Here is a 2,003-nt window from a genome sequence, read left to right as displayed (position 1 = left end):
CCAAGCCGCCGGCCGGCGGCCTGCGGGTGACCTGGCTGGGCCACTCCAGCGCGCTGGTGGAGATCGACGGGTGCCGGGTGCTGTTCGACCCGGTCTGGGGTGAGCGCTGTTCTCCGTTCCCCTTCGCCGGACCAAAGCGGCTGCACCCCGTCCCGCTGCCGCTGGCCGCGCTCGGGCCGGTCGACGTGGTGGTCATCTCCCACGACCACTACGACCACCTGGACCTGCCCACCATCAAGGCACTGGCCGGCACCGACACCCTGTTCGCCGTCCCGCTGGGCGTGGGCGCGCACCTCGAACACTGGGGGGTGTCCCCGGACCGGCTGCGCGAGCTGGACTGGCACGAATCGACCGAGGTCGGCGGGGTGACGCTGACCGCGACCCCGGCCCGCCACTTCTGCGGCCGCGGCCTGCGCAACACCCAGCACACCCTCTGGGCCTCCTGGGTCGTCGCGGGCGAGCGGCACCGCGTCTACCACAGCGGTGACACCGGCTACTTCGACGGCTTCAAGGACATCGGCGCGGCCCACGGCCCGTTCGACGTCACGATGATCCAGATCGGCGCCTACAGCCCCTACTGGCCCGACATCCACATGACCCCCGAGGAAGGCGTCCGCGCCCACCTCGATCTCCAGTCCGGCGCCCCCCACGGCATCCTCCTCCCGATCCACTGGGGCACCTTCAACCTGGCGATGCACGCCTGGGCGGAACCGGGTGAGTGGACGAAGGAGGCCGGCGAGGCCGTGGGCCAGGTCGTGGCCTCTCCCCGCCCCGGCGAGCCCTTCGAGCCCGGCGGGCGGGTGCCGTCCGACGCGTGGTGGCGGTCCGTGGCCGGGCCGATCGCGCACACCTGGGAGCAGACGGAGCCGGTGACGGCCGCGGAGCGTCGCAGCGGCGACCTCGACTACAGCGGTTCGTAGCAGAGTTCACGCGGGCCCCCTCCGACCGGTCGTCAGAACCCGTTCGGAGGGGGCTTTTTCGCGTTGTCCTCAGCTCGGCGGCACCGCCGACTCGATGGCCTTCGGCATGGTGTGGGTGATCTCGTCACCGAGGCGTTCGAACTCCCCTCGGAGGAAGGGGTCGGCCAGGCGGGCCAAGCCGTGGAACCGGATGGTGGCGTCGTAGGTGATCTCGGTGCCGTCGGGGGTGGGGCGGAGGGTGATGTCGTCGGTGGAGGTGGCGGTCTTGTTGGTGCCGGTGAAGGTGAGGCGGTCGTCGGAGCGGTGGTCGAGGCGGTACTCGAGTTCCGTGCTGCGGCCCCGGAATTCGGAGACGTTGTGCCAGGTGGCGCCCTCGGCGGGGGTGCCCGTGCCGTTCGTCCGGTCGCACTCCCGGGTGCCGGGGTCCCAGTCCACGGCGTTCGCGAAGTCGGCCAGGTAGGCGTTCACGGCGGGCAGGGGGCGGGGGACGGTGAAGGAACGTCGGACGTGGACCATGGTCGATCTCCAGGGGTCGGGCAGCGGGTCGCCGCTAGGGCCGGGTACCCCCGGACGGCGCGGAACCGACCTCCGGCAGCCTCTCGCCCGAGGCCAGCCCGGCCGTGACCTCCGTAGAGGCGTCCCCGGGTGCCCGTACCGCCAGGGTGTGCCCGCTCCGGGTGGCGCGCACCTCACCGGCGAGGGTGAGCGAGGTGACGGCGCGGCTGCCCGCCGCCAGGACGTACCAGTGCCCGCGAGGCGACTTCCAGTGCGTCCGGGCCACCACGTGCCGGCCGAACCTGCTGCACGCGGCTGTCGACCGCACTCGTGTCACCACCTGCGCTTTCCTGCCCGGCTCGCGCAGGGACACGGTGATGTCGCCCGCCCCCTGCCAGGTGTCCGCCCGCGCGCAGGTCCACACGGCGTGGCCCCCGCCGTCCGGGAGATCCTGCTCGGCGAAGTCCCATGCGTTGACCGCCCGCACGCCCGGGCCGCCCGCCGAGTCCAGGTCACAGCCCGCCTGCCCCCAGGCCATCAGCGCGGCCGGGCCGGTCGCCTCGCGCGGCTGCCGGGCGGGCGGCGAGC

General features: G+C 73.3%; 2 protein-coding genes and 1 pseudogene. 1 reads left to right on the top strand and 2 read right to left on the bottom strand.

What is annotated here, in order from left to right; all coding sequences use genetic code 11:
- Nucleotides 1-920 (top strand): MBL fold metallo-hydrolase (locus CCN33_RS30100; RefSeq protein WP_086696470.1); only part of this gene is annotated, 920 nt, incomplete at its 5' end.
- 69 nt (nt 921-989) lie between these two features.
- Here CCN33_RS30100 and CCN33_RS30095 read toward each other — a convergent pair.
- Both CCN33_RS30095 and CCN33_RS32395 read right to left on the bottom strand, forming a co-directional pair.
- A complete protein-coding gene (locus tag CCN33_RS30095) occupies nt 990-1,436 on the bottom strand; it encodes an SRPBCC family protein (RefSeq protein WP_086696469.1) in 447 nt (148 codons plus the stop codon).
- Between the two features lie 34 nt (nt 1,437-1,470).
- Nucleotides 1,471-2,003, bottom strand: a pseudogene (locus CCN33_RS32395) (hypothetical protein); the annotation flags it as partial.

Source organism: Streptomyces recifensis (genome assembly GCF_002154615.1).
GTDB classification, from domain to species: Bacteria; Actinomycetota; Actinomycetes; order Streptomycetales; family Streptomycetaceae; genus Streptomyces; species Streptomyces griseoluteus.
This window is presented reverse-complemented; position numbering and strand designations above follow the sequence as displayed.